General features: G+C 71.8%; 10 protein-coding genes and 1 pseudogene. 8 read left to right on the plus strand and 3 right to left on the minus strand.

The window, feature by feature from the left end:
• The first annotated feature begins 3 nt into the window (after positions 1–3).
• The 3 genes and pseudogenes from ADK65_RS30305 to ADK65_RS30315 all read left to right on the plus strand — a co-directional run bounded on the left by ADK65_RS30305 (position 4) and on the right by ADK65_RS30315 (position 3,499).
• Positions 4–852, plus strand: a complete 849-nt coding sequence (locus ADK65_RS30305; RefSeq protein ID WP_053674184.1) for a helix-turn-helix domain-containing protein — start codon at positions 4–6, stop codon at positions 850–852.
• A gap of 816 nt (positions 853–1,668) precedes the next feature.
• A pseudogene (locus ADK65_RS30310) lies at positions 1,669–2,577 on the plus strand (elongation factor Tu); the annotation flags it as partial.
• Between the two features lie 76 nt (positions 2,578–2,653).
• Entirely contained in the window at positions 2,654–3,499 is an 846-nt protein-coding gene (locus tag ADK65_RS30315; protein ID WP_053674185.1) for a spermidine synthase, read from the plus strand.
• On the opposite strand, the gene ADK65_RS30320 is transcribed toward ADK65_RS30315, so the two are convergent.
• Positions 3,461–4,765, minus strand: coding sequence for an MFS transporter (locus ADK65_RS30320; protein ID WP_053674186.1), 1,305 nt, complete (start codon positions 4,763–4,765; stop codon positions 3,461–3,463). The two genes, ADK65_RS30315 and ADK65_RS30320, sit on opposite strands and share 39 nt — an antisense overlap.
• A 199-nt stretch (positions 4,766–4,964) precedes the next feature.
• Positions 4,965–5,984 (minus strand): hypothetical protein, encoded by a 1,020-nt coding sequence (locus ADK65_RS30325; RefSeq protein ID WP_053674187.1) that lies wholly within the window; start codon positions 5,982–5,984, stop codon positions 4,965–4,967.
• A gap of 159 nt (positions 5,985–6,143) precedes the next feature.
• Between ADK65_RS30325 and ADK65_RS30330 the strand changes: the two genes are divergently transcribed.
• The 4 genes from ADK65_RS30330 to ADK65_RS30345 all read left to right on the plus strand — a co-directional run bounded on the left by ADK65_RS30330 (position 6,144) and on the right by ADK65_RS30345 (position 12,650).
• The gene (locus ADK65_RS30330; RefSeq protein WP_234353003.1) at positions 6,144–6,596 is read left to right on the plus strand and encodes a DUF4442 domain-containing protein; all 453 of its coding nucleotides are present in this window, start codon (positions 6,144–6,146) and stop codon (positions 6,594–6,596) included.
• 850 nt (positions 6,597–7,446) lie between these two features.
• Positions 7,447–9,318, plus strand: coding sequence for an RICIN domain-containing protein (locus ADK65_RS30335; protein ID WP_234353004.1), 1,872 nt, complete (start codon positions 7,447–7,449; stop codon positions 9,316–9,318).
• Positions 9,319–9,569: 251 nt separating this feature from the next.
• Entirely contained in the window at positions 9,570–11,954 is a 2,385-nt protein-coding gene (locus ADK65_RS30340) for a phosphoketolase (RefSeq protein ID WP_053674190.1), read from the plus strand.
• Between the two features lie 72 nt (positions 11,955–12,026).
• Positions 12,027–12,650 (plus strand): DedA family protein, encoded by a 624-nt coding sequence (locus ADK65_RS30345; RefSeq protein WP_053674191.1) that lies wholly within the window; start codon positions 12,027–12,029, stop codon positions 12,648–12,650.
• 61 nt (positions 12,651–12,711) lie between these two features.
• Here the strand turns inward: ADK65_RS30345 and ADK65_RS30350 are convergent, their stop codons facing one another.
• Positions 12,712–13,239, minus strand: coding sequence for a gamma carbonic anhydrase family protein (locus ADK65_RS30350; RefSeq protein WP_053674192.1), 528 nt, complete (start codon positions 13,237–13,239; stop codon positions 12,712–12,714).
• 112 nt (positions 13,240–13,351) lie between these two features.
• On the opposite strand from ADK65_RS30350, the gene ADK65_RS30355 reads away from it, so the two are divergent.
• Entirely contained in the window at positions 13,352–14,149 is a 798-nt protein-coding gene (locus ADK65_RS30355) for an acyltransferase (protein WP_053674193.1), read from the plus strand.
• The last annotated feature ends 7 nt before the right edge of the window (positions 14,150–14,156 follow it).

Below are 14,156 nucleotides of genomic sequence, written 5' to 3' on the forward strand. Positions count from 1 at the left end.
CACATGCCAACGTCGCCATCATCGAGTGTCCAGGCTGCCCGCAGGGCCGTAGCCGACAGGCTCCGGGAGATCCGCAAGGATGCCAACCTGACGGGTAAGGACGTCGCGGAGCGGATCGGGTGGCAGCGCTCGAAGGTCTCCCGACTGGAGAACGCCACGACGCCTCCGTCAGACGACGACATCCGCGCGTGGTGTCAGGCTTGTGGCGCTGACGGGTTGGCCGCAGATCTGATTGCGGCCTCCCGCTCAGCCGACTCGATGTACGTCGAGTGGCGCCGGTTGCAGCGCACGGGGCTCCGCCGGTTGCAGGAGTCCTACGTACCGCTCTTCGAGCGTACGCGGGTGTTCCGAATTTACTGCTCGAACGTCGTCCCGGGACTCCTCCAGACGGACGGCTATGCGAGCGCCCTACTCGGCTCCATCGCTGCTTTCAGGGAGACGCCTGACGACGTGTCGGAGGCCGTGGCAGCGCGTATGGAGCGCTCACGAGTGATCCGTGAGGGCAACCACCGGTTCGCGCTCCTCGTCGAGGAGGCGGTGCTCAGGCACCGCGTAGGTGGCTCTGAGGTCATGGCCGGCCAACTCGGCTATCTGCTCTCCATCATGGCCCTGCCCTCCGTCTCCCTCGGCGTCATCCCGTTCTCAGCCGACAGGCGCATGTGGATGCTGGAGACGTTCAGCGTCTACGACGAGGTACAGACACAGGTCGAGCTACTTACGGCTCAGGTGAACGTCACGGCGCCCTCAGAGGTTGCCCAGTACCTCAAGGCTTTCGGTGAGTTCTCGAAGTTGGCTGTCTACGGAGCCAATGCCCGCGCTCGGATCACAGCGGCAATCGACGCTTTGGAGTGAAAGCCGCAGAACTTCGTAGAACTTCCTGGAACCCGCGCCTACTTGCTCCGTAGCGTCGCCCGTATCAAACCCGCGCGGCGGAGGTGCAGGGATGGCCCTTGAAACAACGCTCAGAGAACCGATCCATCTGACGGACCCGCTCGAAGCGGAGGCGCCTCAACCCGTCAGGGGGTGCGACATGTGCGAATCGCGGTTCGGACAGTGGCGGGAAGCCTCTAACCCGCGGAGCACCGCTTACGACCCGTCGCACGCAACGGACCTGGCAATCGAGATCAAGCGCCATCCGCACGAGTGGAAGAAGACGGCACGATGAACAACGGGCCGTTTCCCTGGGTCGTGACCAAAGAGGAACTAGAGCAGGTCCCTACAGGCGCCTTCGTCGAGTGCGCGGACTGCCTTGGAGACAACAGGGCCCTACGCGACGGAGATGACCCGCTCAGGTGGGCCCGGGATCACGTGGCGGCACTGCCGCACCACAACCGGTTCCGTGTCGTCACCCTGACGAACTTCAGCATTGCGTCGGTGCTATCGCCGGCCCCTGATCCCGCGCGCTGACTGCCCTGAGCAATCGGCCCGCGGAGGGCGCGGCGGGGCCTGAGGCCGGCATACCCGGCCCCGCCTGCGTCCTGAACTCCTCGTCCCGTTCCTATGGATCTCCGCGGGACGAGGACCGCCCGACGACGACAACGCCCGATCATGGCGGGCGTTGGGGCGGACTGAAGCCCCGTTCACCTCCCGACCCCCGTGGAGGTGGGCGGGGCTTCTTTGCGTCTCTGACCTGCACCGCTATAGTCATGACAGGGTGCGCAAACCACGTACGTCAAGAACATGGTCACCGGCGCCGCCCAGCTCGACGGGGCGATCCTCGTCGTCTCCGCGCTCGACGGGATCATGCCGCAGACCGCCGAACACGTCCTGCTCGCCCGTCAGGTGGGCGTCGACCACATCGTCGTGGCCCTCAACAAGGCCGACGCCGGGGACGAGGAGCTGACCGACCTGGTCGAGCTGGAGGTCCGCGACCTGCTCACCGCGCACGGCTACGGCGGTGACTCCGTGCCCGTCGTACGCGTCTCGGGACTGAAGGCGCTGGAGGGCGATCCGCGCTGGACGGCGTCGATCGAGGCGCTGCTCGACGCGGTGGACACGTACGTGCCGATGCCGGAGCGGTACCTGGACGCACCGTTCCTGCTGTCGGTGGAGAACGTGCTGACCATCACCGGCCGGGGCACCGTGGTGACCGGAGCGGTCGAGCGGGGCCTGGTGCGCGTCGGTGACCGGGTCGAGGTGCTCGGGGCGTCCGTCGAGACGGTCGTCACGGGGCTGGAGACCTTCGGCAAGCCGATGGAGGAGGCGCAGGCCGGGGACAACGTGGCCCTGCTGCTGCGGGGGGTTCCGCGGGACGCCGTCCGGCGGGGGCATGTGGTCGCCGCGCCGGGGAGTGTGAAGCCGCGGCGGCGCTTCTCGGCACAGGTGTACGTCCTGTCGGCCCGGGAGGGCGGGCGGACGACGCCCGTCTCCTCCGGGTACCGGCCGCAGTTCTACATCCGGACCGCGGATGTGATGGGAGTGGTCGACCTCGGTGAAGTGGCCGTGGCGCGGCCCGGCGACACCGTCGCCATGAGCGTGGAGCTGGGGCGGGAGGTGCCGTTGGAGGCGGGGCTCGGGTTCGCCATCCGTGAGGGTGGCAGGACCGTGGGGGCGGGGACCGTGACAGCGGTCGTATGAGGTTGTGGGGAACCGCGGGCCGCCGTGGGCCGGCCGCAGTTCCCCGCGCCCTTATAGGGCGCGACACAATGGGGCGGTGAACGAGTTGCTCCCTGTCTCCCGTGTCGTCGACCTCGGCACCGCCAAGCTGATGCCCGACGTCGACCGGGAGCGGGCCTGGCTGCTGACCGTGGACGGGGCGCCGCAGTCCTACGTCGATCTCGACGAACCCGCGCACCTGGAGTTCGAGTACACCCGGCGGCTCGGACACGTCCTGGATGTCGTGGCCGAGCCGGGGCGGGCGCTGGACGTGGTGCATCTCGGGGGCGGCGCCCTCACGTTGCCGCGGTACGTGGCCGTGACCCGGCCCGGCTCGCGGCAGGACGTCGTCGAGGCCGACCGGGGGCTGCTGGAGCTGGTGACGGAACATCTGCCGTTGCCGGGAGGCGCGGACGTCGCCCTCCACGCGGCGGACGCCCGGGCCTGGCTGGAGAACGCCTCCGCGGATTCGGCGGACGTTCTCGTCGCAGACGTCTTCAGCGGCTCGCGGGTGCCGGCACACCTCACCTCCGTCGCCTATGTCCGCGAGGCGGCGCGCGTGCTGCGGGGCAGCGGGGTCTACCTCGCGAACCTCCCCGACGCCGCACCCTTCGGCTTTCTGCGGTCGCAACTCGCCACGCTGGCGGACTCCTTCCAGGAGCTCGCGCTGATCGCCGAGCCGGGTGTGCTGCGAGGGCGGCGGTTCGGGAACGCCGTGCTCGTCGCCGGATCACGGGCGATCGACGTCGCGGCCCTGGCCAGGCTCACCGCCGCCGACGCCTTCCCCGCCCGGGTCGAACACGGCTTGTCCCTGCGGAGGTTCATCGGCGACGCGCGGCCCGTCCGGGACGCTGACGCCGTGCCGTCACCCGAGCCCCCCGACGGGGCGTTCGGCATCGGCTGACGCGGGTTCGGCGCCGCTCCGGGCGACCGGTGTGGTCCGGCGGCGCAGTCCGCGGACGTCCGGCACGCACAGCACGGCCGCCGTGACCAGGACGACCAGGCCGGCGCACCCCCACAGGGCCGCAGTGCGGCCGAAGGCATCCTCCGCCGGCCCGGCCGCGGCCGTGGCGAGGGGGACCAGGGCCACGGAGCCGAACCAGTCGTACGCCGCGACGCGGGAGAGCTTGTGCTCGGGGATCTCCTGGTGCAGCGCGGTCATCCAGGAGACGCCGAACACCTCCACCGTCGCGCCGGCGAGGAACATCACTCCGTACAGGACGCCGATCGGCACCGGGACGGCGAGGGCGGCCGAGGGCAGGGCCAGCGGGAACACGCAGAGGGTGCCGGCGTAGAGCAGACGGCGGGGCTTCCAGCGGGTCATCAGCAGGGCACCGGCCACCGTACCCGCACCGAAGGCGCCCAGGGCGAGCCCCCAGGGGCCCGCGCCGCCCAGGTCGTCGCGGGCCACGAGCGGGCCGTAGACCGCGTCCGCGGCGGCGACGACCGCGTTGGCGATGGAGAACTGGACGACTATGCCCCACAGCCAGGGGCGGCCGGCGAACTCGCGCCAGCCGTCCCGCAGATCGGCGAGCAGGCCGCCGCCCGGCGCCCGGGGCGCGATGTGGCCGACGTCGAGGAAGGCCCGCAGCGCTCCGGCGAGCGCGAAGGCGGCCGCGTCGGCCGCGAGCACCCAGCCGGGTCCGATCGCCGCGACCATGGCGCCGCCGAGCGCGGCACCGCCGAGGGCCGCGCCCTGCATCGCCATCCTGAACACGGCGAAGGCGCGTCCCGCGTTCTCACCGTCGACCGACGACATCAGCATGCCCTCGGCGGCCGGACCGAAGAAGGCCTGACCGGTGCCGCCGAGCGCCGCCAGCAGCATCATGAGCCACAGCCGCGGCTCCCCGGTCAGCACGAGAAAGGCGAAGGCGGCCTGGGAGAGGCAGTTCAGAAGGTTGGCCGCGACCATCACGTGGTGGCGGGGCAGCCGGTCCGACACTGCCCCGCCGATCAGCAGGAACAGCACCAGCGGCAGGGTCCGCGCCGCCGCCACCAGGCCGACGTCACCGCCGTCACCGCCCGCTTCGAGGACGGCGAACGCCGACGCCACCAGGGCGCCGTGGCTGCCCAGGCCGGTGACGACCGCCGCCGCGGTCAGCAGGGAGTAGTTGCGGCCCGCCCAGGCGGGTCTGCGGGGGCTGCGGGAGGGGGCGGTGGGGGATGTCACCGGCCGACTATCGCCGCCCGGGGCCCCTCCTGCCAAACCGTTTGCGCGGGATGACGGCGGATGGCAAGGGGGTGCCCGCGGAGCAAGGCCGGGGGCGACGGCCGGTCCGCGCACGCCCCGTCCGGGGCTGCCCCTCTCCACGCTCCGGCGACCGGGCCCGCCTCCGTCGCAGGGGGCGGGCCCGGTCCGCCCTTCCAGGTCAGCCGCCGGTCGGCTCGCCGTGCAGGCGGACGGTGCTGAGGATCTTCATGATGGTCTTCTCGGGCACCTCACCCTTGACGCCCTTGGCACCGAAGAAGCTCCATGCGACGAAGTCGCCGGCGGAGTTCTTGAAGCCGAACGTGACCGCCTTGCCGTCGCTCGCGCACTTGCCCGTGTCGGGCGTGTTCTCCGAGTGCGCCCAGGCGACACTGCCCTTCACGCCCGAGGCGGTGGTGTAGGGCTTGGCCTTGTCGTCGGTTTTGACGCTCTTCTTGTCCGGTTGCGTGTAGCCGCCGTACACCCACGCGGCCGCCTGGTTGACCGCGACCTCGTCCGTGTTCTTGGCGCCGTCGGCGCCTTTGGTGCCCACCCCGCCCAGGGACTCGGTTTCGGTGCTGCCGTCCTTGTTGTCGTCGCTCGTGCACCACTTGGACTTGTAGAACGCCGGTGCCGACATGAGGATCAGCGGCTTGCCGTCGTCGGACTTCTCGTCTTCGAAGAAGACATACGACGTGGGGGACGCCACCTCCCAGTCGGCCGGGACGTCGAAGGCCGTGCCCCACTTGGGGTTGATGACGACCTTCCAGCCCTTGACGGTGGGCTGCGCCGCCTCGCCGCCACGCGGGTTGTCGTCCGAGGCAGGGGCGCTCGGCTCCTCGGCCGACGGACTCCTCGTGACCTTGTCGTCCTTGCCGTGCTTGCCGCCGTCGGCCGTGTCGTCCTTGTCGCCGCCCAGCACCAGGAAGCCGGTGACACCGGCCGCCACGACCACTGCCGTGGCCGCGATGATCGCCACCAGCTTCGTCCGGCCGCCGCCACCGCCCTGCGGCGGCTGCGGGGGCTGCGGCGCGCCGGCCGGCCCGGTGGCTCCCCACTGCGGCTGCTGCCCATAGGGATGGGGCTGCTGCTGGTATCCCGGCTGCTGGTAGGGATTCGGCTGCTGGTACCCCGGCTGCTGGTACGGGTTGTTCGCTTGCGGGTTCTGCTCGCCCCCGGGCGGCTGCTGTCCTGGCCACATGGGCAGCCACCCTAGCCGCGCCCCGGACACGATTCGGTCACCGCCCGTGGACGGAGGCGTGGCAACCCGGGGTCGGCCGGGTGTGGATGTCGTTCGAGGGATGCGGTGGTCGTCACACCGGCCTGGCCAGGCGTCTCTACTCGTGAGTAACATTCGGGCATGAGCGCAGACCAGATGTCCATCGGCGAGATGCTCGCCGCCACGGTGCCCATGGCCCGGACCCTGAACCTCCAGTTCCTGGAGACCACGCCGGAGCGGGCGGTGGTGTCGCTGCCGGACCAGGGCGAATACCACAACCACGTGGGCGGTCCGCACGCCGGTGCGATGTTCACGCTCGGCGAGTCCGCGAGCGGGGCGATCGTGCTGGCCGCGTTCGGGGACCAGCTCTCGCGCGCCGTGCCGCTCGCCGTCAGCGCCGAGATCTCCTACAAGAAGCTGGCGATGGGCGCCGTCACGGCCACGGCCACCCTGGGCCGCCCGGCCGCCGAGGTCGTCGCACAGTTGGACGCCGGAGAGCGCCCCGAGTTCCCGGTGGCCATCGCCATCCAGCGGGCCGACGGTGCCGTCACCGGCGAGATGACCGTGGTGTGGACCCTGCGGCCCAACGGCTGACCGGGCTGGCGCGTGCGTGCCGCCCCAGCGGTACGCCGACCCCCTCGCGGCCCGGGCCGCCGTGTCCCGGTGTCCCGGGAGCGCTCCGTCCAGCCTTCCGAGAGGATCCGGGGTCGCGTCACGAACTCCGGCCCCGCATCAGGACGTTCTCGGGCCCTCCTGGCCATCCCGCAGATGGCCGGCCTCGGCGCCCGTGTCATGGCGCCCGCCGTTGAGGACCGCCCCGTGCGGCGTGGTGCCGCAGCCATCTCCCGCAGGGCGTCGGCCGGCCGGATCTCGCCGCCCCGGCCCGGCAGGGTGCGCTCCAAGGCGGGGAAGACGGCCGGGTCGAGGACCGGGTGGCCGGTGACGGCACAGCGGCCGGGCACCTGACTGCCCGTCGGCTTCCCGACCGGGCCTGTGACGCGGACCAGGCCCTCCTTGCCGGCCGGCTCCACGGCGACGCAGCCGTGACGGTTGATCTGCTTCGGGCGGGAACTCCGCGGCGGGCGCACGGCGCGGCGTGGCCGAGGCCGAGCGGGTCGTCCTCACGAACAGGGTGGACGCTCGCCGCCTCGCGCGGGAGGGGGAGATTGTGTGACCAACCGCCTTTGCGTGCACACAACTCGCGGCCCCGGGCGCCGACGTTTTCGAAAGCCGGTGCGGATACCGCCGGTAACATATCTGAAATCCCGGCGTTTTGAACGTGGGTCATCCGAACTTCTTGTTACCTGTCAGTCGTGTGTGCGAAAGTGAGCCGGCTCACAGTCAAGTCCGCGGCTGACGCGGCACAGGTATGCACCAATCACGCACCTGCTTTCCGACGGACGCGCAATTAGCCTGCCTTCTGCGGCTGGAAGGAAATGGTTCCGTGCAATCCCCCACCCCCCCACGCCCGCCGTACGCGCCACGCCCCGGAGCGGGACCCGCGGAGTCCGACCGCAATCTCCTCGCCCGGGTCGGTGAACCCGCCGAAGGGCCGAGAGTCGTCGCACTGTTGCTGGCCCGGCACTGGCGCCCGGTCTACGAATACGCCGTGATCTGCCTGGCGTCCGCCGAGGATTCCGCGTCGATGGCGGCGGCCGCCGCCTTCCGCAGGGAACTCGCCCGGCCGGGCGGCGGCGCCCTGCGTCCGCGGCTGCTTGCCGCCGTCCGGGAGACGGTCCGGGAGTGGGCCGCCGACGACGGTATTTCCCAAGTGCTGCCGGAACTCCGCAAAACCGTCGGCGCCCGCGGTCTGCGTGCCGCCCGGCCCGGAACATCCGAAAGGCGACGCCTTGCGGAGCGCGCTTTCCGCGGCCTTCCGGGGGCTTCCCAATGCCTGCTCTGGCACACGGACGTCGAGGCCGAACCCATATCCGTACCGGCCGGTCTGCTGGGAGTGGACGCCGGTACCGCGTCGGCCGCCCTGGAACAGGCACGCGAGCAATTCAGGTCGGGGTGCGTACGCGCCCACCGGGAACTCGCGCCGACACAGGAATGCCGCTACTACAACCGTCTGCTGGACGTTCCCATGCGCCGTGGTGGGGCGCTGCTTCCCGATGTGCAACGGCACCTCATGGCATGCCGCTACTGCCGCCACGCCGCCGAACAACTCAGCCATTTCGAGGGCGGTCTGGAAGACCTCCTCACCGAGACGGTGCTGGGCTGGGGTGCCCGCCGCTACCTGGAATCACGGCCGGGCCGCGTCGAGGGCCAGGGCGCCGTGTCCGCCGGCGGACGCCACCGCCTCCGGCCCCGTGTCCTGCCGGCGGACGGCCGGCCCGGGGCGCCGAGGAGGCACGCGAAGGCGCTGGCCGCCGCCGTCGGGGTGACCTCCCTCGTGCTGCTCGCGACCCTGCTCGCCGCCCGGGGCTGGACCGAGGAGGGCGGCACCGTCGCCCCGCAGGCCACCTGGGGCGCGGTCAGCGGCCACTCCGTGGACCCGAACAGCGCGGGATCCTCGTCGGCCGGGCCGGACTCCGTCGCACCCTCGCCCGCCCCTTCCCCGTCGGCCGCCTCCGCGGCCACCGCCGCCGAAGTGGCCCGGGGACGGCTGCGCAACCTCGACGAGGGCCTGTGCGTCGGCCTCCTCGGCGGCCGCACCCGCGCCGGCGCCCGTGTCGTGCTGACCAGGTGTTCCACGGGCGGATCCCAGCAATGGTCGTACCAGGACGACGGCGTCCTGCGCAGCGCAGCCGACCCCACGCTGTGCCTCGGCTCCGGCACCGCGGACGGCTCGGTCGCCCTGGCCGGCTGCCTCGCCCACGCGGGAGTCGTCCGCTACGACCTGACCGTGCGCGGTGAACTCCTGCCGCGTGGGGGCAAGGGGCTGGCCCTGGCGCCCGGGAAGGGCCGGGACGTGATCGTCACCGCCCGCGACGGATCCGGGGCGCAGCGCTGGGCGCTGGAACCGGCCGCGATGTCCGGAGGGAGGGGGGAGTCGCGGGAGAAGCGCGCGCAGGACGCTCCGGGGGAGAGCCGCCGGGAGCGCGAGCAGCGGCCGTACGACGACGCCCCGCCCGGGCGGCGGCCCGTGCCGCCGCGCACCGACCCCGGGGAACTGCCGCAGGAACGGTACGAGACGCGGTTCGCGCAGGTGGGCTGCTGCGGTGGAGCCGAGTCGGGGGCCGGTGGGGCCGGGGCTGAGGGAGCCGGTGGGCCCGCGCCGCGGAGTGGCTTCGGCTCCGGCGTCCTCGGACGCGCGCCTGCCACCGTCACAGACGCCGTGACGACGCCGCACTCGGCGGTGCGCTTGCCGTAGGGGCCGTGCGCTTCGCGCACGCCGTCAAGCGGTACAGGGTGGCCGCCCGGGGTCCCGAGCGAGGGCCCCGGCACGGCGCGGTAGAGCCAGGCCGTGCGGGGGTGAGCCGGCCCTGCGGCGCGGAGGCCGCCCGGGGCGGTCCGAACCCGCTCGACACGTCCGAGTGCGGGACGACCGACAGGCGCCTGGCATCGAACCGGAACAAACTGGTACTCCTCCTGAGTCCGCCCGCAGAACCCAGGGAGTCACCCATGCCCGAGGCCCCGCGCCAGGACAGCAGGACCGCGCCGACCGACGAGGAACTGCGCACGCTGGACGCCCACTGGCGGGCCGCCAACTACCTGGCGGCCGGTCAGATCTACCTGCTGGCGAACCCCCTGCTCACCGAGCCGTTGCGGCCCGAGCACATCAAACCCCGGCTGCTCGGCCACTGGGGCACGTCACCCGGGCTGAACCTCGTCCACACGCACCTCAACCGGGTGATCAAGAACCGGGGGCTCGACGCCCTGTGCGTCTGGGGCCCGGGCCACGGCGGGCCGTCGGTCCTCGCCAACTCCTGGCTGGAGGGCAGCTACAGCGAGAAGTACCCGGACGCGTCCCGGGACGCGCAGGGCATGGAGCTGCTGATGCGGCAGTTCTCCTTCCCCGGCGGCGTGCCGAGCCACGTCGCCCCGGAAGTGCCCGGCTCGATCCACGAGGGCGGTGAACTCGGATACTCCCTCGCGCACGCCTACGGTGCCGCCCTGGACAACCCGGATCTGCTCGTGGCCTGTGTGATCGGCGACGGTGAGGCGGAGACCGGGCCGCTCGCCGGGTCCTGGCACGCCAACAAGTTCCTCGACCCCGTCCACGACGGTGCCGTCCTGCCGATCCTGCATCTCAACGGCTACAAGATCGCCAACCCGACCGTGCTGTCCCGCCTCCCCGAGGAGGAGCTCGACGCGCTGCTGCGCGGCTACGGCCACGAGCCGATCCACGTCGCCGGGGACGACCCGGCCACCGTCCACCGCGCCATGGCCGAGGCCATGGACACCGCGCTCGACCGCATCGCCGCCGCTCAGCGTGCCGCACGCGAGCAGGGCGCGACCGAGCGCACGCGCTGGCCGGTGATCGTGCTGCGCACCCCCAAGGGCTGGACCGGCCCGGCCGAGGTCGACGGCGACCCGGTCGAGGGCACGTGGCGCGCCCACCAGGTGCCGCTGTCCGGCGTCCGCGACAACCCCGAGCACCTGCGGCAGCTGGAGTCCTGGCTGCGCTCGTACCGGCCCGAGGAACTGTTCGACACCGAGGGCCGCCCGGTCGCGGACGTCCTCGCCTGCGTCCCCGAGGGCACCAGGCGTCTCGGCGCCACCCCCTACGCCAACGGCGGCCTGCTCGTCCGCGACCTGCCCGTTCCGTCCCTGGACGACTTCGCCGTGCCCGTCGACAAGCCCGGCACGACGACGCACGAGCCGACCCGCGTCCTCGGCGACCTCCTCGCCCGGATCATGCGCGACACCGCCGGCCGCCGTGACTTCCGCCTGGTCGGCCCGGACGAAACCGCGTCCAACCGGCTCCAGGCCGTCTACGAGGCCGGCGGCAAGACCTGGCAGGCCCAGGCCCTGCCCGTGGACGAGCACCTCGACCGGCACGGCCGGGTGATGGAGGTGCTCTCCGAACACCTCTGCCAGGGCTGGCTGGAGGGCTACCTGCTCACCGGCCGGCACGGGTTCTTCTCCTGCTACGAGGCGTTCGTGCACATCGTCGACTCCATGGTCAACCAGCACATCAAGTGGCTGCGCACCTCGCGCAGGCTGCCCTGGCGGGCCCCCATCGCCTCCCTCAACTACCTGCTGACCTCCCATGTGTGGCGGCAGGACCACAACGGCTTCTCCCACCAGGACCCCGGCTTCGTCGACCACGTCCTCAACAAGAGCCCCGAGGTCGTCCGCGTCTACCTCCCGCCGGACGCCAACACCCTGCTGTCGGTGGCCGACCACGCCCTGCGCAGCCGCGACTACGTCAACGTGATCGTGGCCGGCAAGCAGCCCTGCTTCGACTGGCTGTCGATGGACGAGGCCAAGGTGCACTGCGCCCGGGGCGCCGGCATCTGGGAGTGGGCGGGCACCGAGGACGGCGGCGAGCCCGATGTCGTCCTGGCCTGTGCCGGTGACGTCCCGACCCAGGAGACCCTCGCCGCCGCCCACCTGCTCCGCCGGTACCTGCCCGAGCTGTCCGTCCGGGTCGTCAACGTCGTCGACCTCGCCCGGCTGCTGCCCCAGGGCGAACACCCGCACGGCATGAGCGACTTCGAGTACGACGGGCTGTTCACCACCGACAAGCCGGTGATCTTCGCCTACCACGGCTATCCGTGGCTGATCCACCGGCTCGCCTACCGCCGCACCGGCCACCAGAACCTGCACGTGCGCGGCTACAAGGAGGCCGGCACCACGACCACGCCGTTCGACATGGTCGTCCGCAACGACCTCGACCGCTACCGCCTGGTCATGGACGTCATCGACCGCGTCCCCGGCCTCGCGGTCCGCGCCACGGCCGTGCGCCAGCGGATGGCCGACGCCCGCACCCGCCACCACGCCTGGATCCGCGAGCACGGCACCGACCTGCCCGAGGTCGCCGAGTGGAGCTGGAACGCCTGAGCTCCGAGGGACGTCCTAGAAGCCGGTAGGCTTCCCCGGGCACGCAGGGAGGCTCAGCGAAAGGAACCGGCGTTGCACGTCCAGGAGTGGCTCGAAACCGTACCCGCGGTCGCCGTATACGCGCTGGTCGGGCTGGTCATCGGCCTGGAGAGTCTGGGCATCCCGCTGCCGGGCGAGATCATCCTCGTCTCCTCGGCGCTGCTCGCGTCCCAGAACGGCGAGATCGACCCCGTCGTCCTCGGCGCCAGCGCCACGGCCGGCGCGATCATCGGCGACTCGATCGGCTACGCCATCGGCCGCAAGGGCGGACGGCCCCTGCTGGCCTGGCTCGGCGGCAAGTTCCCCAAGCACTTCAGCGAGGGCCACATCGCCACCGCCGAGCGCTCCTTCGAGAAGTGGGGCATGTGGGCCGTCTTCTTCGGCCGCTTCGTCGCCCTGCTCCGCATTTTCGCGGGCCCCCTCGCCGGTGTGCTCCGCATGCCGTACTGGAAGTTCCTCATCGCCAACGTCCTCGGCGGCATCGTCTGGGCGGGGGGCACGACGGCGGTCATCTACTACGTCGGCATCGTCGCGGAGTCCTGGCTGAAGCGCTTCTCGTGGCTGGGCCTGGTGGCGGCGGTCCTGGTGGGCCTCACGTCCATGCTGGTGATCAAGCGCAGGGCGAAGAAGGCCCAGCCCGTGATCGCCGGGGAGTAGCACGCCTTCAGGGCCGCGGGGAACTACGCGCGCAACCACCCACCCGCACCCGCCGGACAACCTACGCATGCACCTCCCGGTGCGCCTTCGCCAACTCGGCGTACATCGTGCCGTTGAGGGTGACGCCCTGCTTCTCCTCCTCCGACAGCTCCCGCCGGACCTTCGCGGGTACGCCTGCCACCAGTGATCCGGGCGGCACCACCATCCCCTGCGGCACCAGCGCCTGTGCGGCGACCAGCGACCCGGCCCCGATGACGGCCCCGTTCAGGACCGTCGCCCCCATGCCGATCAGACAGTCGTCCTCGACCGTCGCCCCGTGCACCACCGCGTTGTGCCCGATGGACACGCGCTCACCCACCGTCACGGGAAATCCGGGGTCGGCATGCAGCGTGCAGTTGTCCTGGACGTTGCTGCTCGCCCCGACGGAGATCGCCTCGACGTCGCCGCGCACCACGGCCCCGTACCAGACGCTCGCTCCCGCCCCCAGCGTCACGCTTCCGATCACCGACGCCGTGGGCGCCACGAACGCCGTCCCATGGATCTCCGGCTCCCTGCCGCCTATCCCCGTGATCATCGCCCGCTGCGACATGTCCGCCTCCAGGAACGTCGTAGACAACGCGCAAACCGTACGCCACCCGGTGGGGCGAAGATCACAGGCCTGCGACGCCGCGGGTGGAGCTACCGGTGAGTACCGTGAGGTCGTGCCGAAGCGCAAGAACACGTTCTCATCCTGGCGGCGGGGCTTGACACAGCGCGCCGTCCACGCGGGCTGGGCCTGGCTGCAGCGCACGGGCTCGGTCACCGCCGAGCACCCCGGCCGCTACCGCTTCGGCGCGATGGGAACGAGTACCAGACTGGCCTTCCCGCTCGGCACGGTCTTCGGGGAACCCTGGATCCACCTCGGCTCCCACTGCATCATCGGCGAGCAGGTCACCCTCACCGCGGGCCTGATGCCCGACCTCGACCTCGGCCCCGACCCGATCCTGCGCATCGGCGACGGTGTCGTCCTCGGCCGGGGCAGCCACGTCATCGCGGACACCACGGTCACCATCGGCAGCGACTGCTACTTCGGCCCGTACGTCTACGTCACCTCCACCAACCACTCCTACGACGATCCGCACGAGCCGATCGGCAAGCAGTGGCCGCGGATGGAACCGGTGGAGATCGGGCCGGGCTGCTGGATCGGCACGGGTGCGGTGATCCTGCCGGGCGCCCGGATAGGGCGGAACGTGGTGGTGGCCGCCGGCGCCGTGGTGCGGGGCGCTGTGCCCGACCACGCCGTGGTGGCCGGCGCGCCCGCCCGGGTCGTACGCCGCTGGACACCCGCGGACGGCTGGCAGCCGCCGCTGCGCACTCCCGCGCCGGTGCCCATACCGGAGGGCGTCACCCCCGAGCAGCTGCGCGCGCTGTCGGACCTGGACGAGGAGACGGCTGCCCGACTGGCCCAGCTGGACGAGGAGAATGCGGCCGGTCTGGCGAAGCTGGAGCCGGGTTCCTGAACCGCCG

It is taken from the genome of Streptomyces sp. NRRL B-1140 (genome assembly GCF_001280065.1).
In the GTDB taxonomy this organism is placed as follows: domain Bacteria; phylum Actinomycetota; class Actinomycetes; order Streptomycetales; family Streptomycetaceae; genus Streptomyces.

What these genes read in the sequence shown, in the direction of transcription:
- ADK65_RS30330 (WP_234353003.1), top strand. Translation starts at nt 6,144, where the DNA reads ATGAGCGCAGACCAGATGTCCATCGGCGAGATGCTCGCCGCCACGGTG.
- ADK65_RS30340 (WP_053674190.1), top strand. Translation starts at nt 9,570, where the DNA reads ATGCCCGAGGCCCCGCGCCAGGACAGCAGGACCGCGCCGACCGACGAG.
- ADK65_RS30305 (WP_053674184.1), top strand. Translation starts at nt 4, where the DNA reads ATGCCAACGTCGCCATCATCGAGTGTCCAGGCTGCCCGCAGGGCCGTA.
- ADK65_RS30350 (WP_053674192.1), bottom strand. Translation starts at nt 13,239, where the DNA reads ATGTCGCAGCGGGCGATGATCACGGGGATAGGCGGCAGGGAGCCGGAG.
- ADK65_RS30325 (WP_053674187.1), bottom strand. Translation starts at nt 5,984, where the DNA reads ATGTGGCCAGGACAGCAGCCGCCCGGGGGCGAGCAGAACCCGCAAGCG.